This window comes from Paraeggerthella hongkongensis (assembly GCF_003726035.1).
Classification (GTDB): Bacteria; Actinomycetota; Coriobacteriia; order Coriobacteriales; family Eggerthellaceae; genus Paraeggerthella; species Paraeggerthella hongkongensis.
In genome coordinates this window covers 1-2,479 of the sequence record NZ_QICD01000048.1, presented here as the reverse complement: position 1 = coordinate 2,479, position 2,479 = coordinate 1, and the positions used below count along the sequence as shown (strand labels likewise).

At 59.2% G+C, this 2,479-nt stretch carries 1 rRNA gene; it reads left to right on the top strand.

What is annotated here, in order from left to right:
* A 23S ribosomal RNA gene (locus DMP08_RS12220) occupies nucleotides 1-2,479 on the top strand; the annotation flags it as partial.

The following is a 2,479-nucleotide window of genomic DNA, read 5'->3' as shown; positions in this document are numbered from 1 at the left end:
CAGGGGGGACCACCCTCCAAGGCTAAACACTCTCCTGTGACCGATAGCGAACCAGTACCGTGAGGGAAAGGTGAAAAGCACCCCGAGAGGGGAGTGAAACAGTACCTGAAACCGTGCGCCTACAAGCAGTCGGAGCAGCCTTCGCGCTGTGACGGCGTGCCTTTTGTAGAATGAGCCAGCGAGTTGCGGTATGCGGCGAGGTTAAGCTTTTAAGCGAGCCGCAGTGAAAGCGAGCCTTTAAGATGGCGAACATAGTCGCATGCTGCAGACGCGAAGCCGGGTGAGCTATCCATGGGCAGGCTGAAGCGGGGGTAAGACCCCGTGGAGGGCCGAACCCACTTCGGTTGAAAACGGAGGGGATGACCCGTGGATAGGGGTGAAAGGCCAATCAAACCCGGAGATATCTCGTTCTCCCCGAAATAGCTTTAGGGCTAGCCTCGGACGTTCAATGGCGGCGGTAGAGCACTGGATCCTCGAGGGGGCTTCACCGCCTACCGACAGGAACCAAACTCCGAATGCCGCCATTTCAGAGTCCGGGAGTCAGAACATGTGGGCTAAGCTGTGTGTTCGAGAGGGAAACAGCCCAGACCGCCTGCTAAGGTCCCCAAATCCATGCTGAGTGGCAAAGGATGTGCGTTTGCCTAGACAACCAGGATGTTGGCTTAGAAGCAGCCATGCATTTAAAGAGTGCGTAACAGCTCACTGGTCAAGTGGACATGCGCCGACAATTCACGGGGCTAAGCATGGTACCGAAGCAGCGGACTAATTCGATTAGTGGTAGGGGAGCTTTCCACGGGGGGCGAAGCCGCAGGGCGACCTGCGGTGGACCGCGTGGAAGTGAGAATGCTGGCATGAGTAACGAGAGCGGCGCGAGAAACGCCGCCGCCGTAAGCCTAAGGGTTCCTGGGCAAGGCTAATCCTCCCAGGGTCAGTCGGGAGCTAAGGCGAGGCCGGAAGGCGTAGCCGATGCACAACAGGCGGACATTCCTGTACCGCCGATGGACCGTCATCACCGATGGGGCGACGGAGAAGGGTAGCCGAGCGGGGTTCTGGACGTCCCCGTGAAAGCGCGTAGGGAGCTGCGCATGGAAATCAGCGCAGCACGCATCCCGAGACGCGAGACGAAGCCTCTTGGCGAAGTCGGCGAGCCCATGCTTCCGAGAAAAACCTCTAGGAAGGGACATCGGCGCCCGTACCAAAACCGACACAGGTGGGCGGGTAGAGCATACCGAGGCGATCGGGAGAACCATGGTTAAGGAACTCGGCATATTGACTCCGTAACTTCGGGAGAAGGAGTGCCCCTGGCGGTGAAGGACCTCGCGTCCGGAGCGGCCGGGGGTCGCAGCGAAACGGCCCAAGCGACTGTTTATCAAAAACACAGGACTCTGCAAAGTGGCAACACGACGTATAGGGTCTGACGCCTGCCCGGTGCTGGAAGGTTACGCGGATGGGTCAGCCGCAAGGCGAAGCCCTGAAGCCAAGCCCCAGTAAACGGCGGCCGTAACTATAACGGTCCTAAGGTAGCGAAATTCCTTGTCGGGTAAGTTCCGACCTGCACGAATGGCGTAACGATTTGGGCGCTGTCTCAACCATGGACCCGGTGAAATTGTATTATTCGTGAAGATGCGAATTACCTGCGGAAGGACGGAAAGACCCCGTGAACCTTTACTGCAGCTTGACATTGATCGTTGGCTCGGCGCGTAGAGGATAGGCAGGAGGCTTCGAAGCGGGGACGCCAGTTCCCGTGGAGCCGGCCTTGGAATACTGCCCTCGTCGCGTCGGCGATCTAACCTGCGGCCGTGATCCGGCGCAGGGACCGTGTCAGGCGGGTAGTTTGACTGGGGCGGTCGCCTCCTAAAGAGTAACGGAGGCGCGCAAAGGTCCGCTCAGGACGGTTGGCAATCGTCTGCAGAGCGCAAGAGTGCAAGCGGGCTTGACTGCGAGACGTACAGGTCGAGCAGGGAGGAAACTCGGTTCTAGTGATCCGGCGGCCCAGAGTGGAATGGCCGTCGCTCAACGGATAAAAGGTACTCCGGGGATAACAGGCTGATCTTGCCCAAGAGTCCACATCGACGGCAAGGTTTGGCACCTCGATGTCGGCTCATCGCATCCTGGGGCTGAAGTCGGTCCCAAGGGTATGGCTGTTCGCCATTTAAAGCGGTACGCGAGCTGGGTTCAGAACGTCGTGAGACAGTTCGGTCCCTATCCTCCGCAGGCGCAAGAGGATTGAGGAGGTCTGCCCCTAGTACGAGAGGACCGGGGTGGACGGACCTCTGGTGCAGCAGTTGTCGACCAACGGCACGGCTGCCTAGCTACGTCCGGCACGGATAACCGCTGAAAGCATCTAAGTGGGAAGCCGTCTCCAAGATGAGTCCTCTTTTCGGTAAGGGCCCAGGCAGAACACCTGGTCGATAGGCCGCAGGTGCAAGGCGAGCGATCGCCTCAGCCGAGCGGTACTAATAGCCCGAGCTCTTCGTCT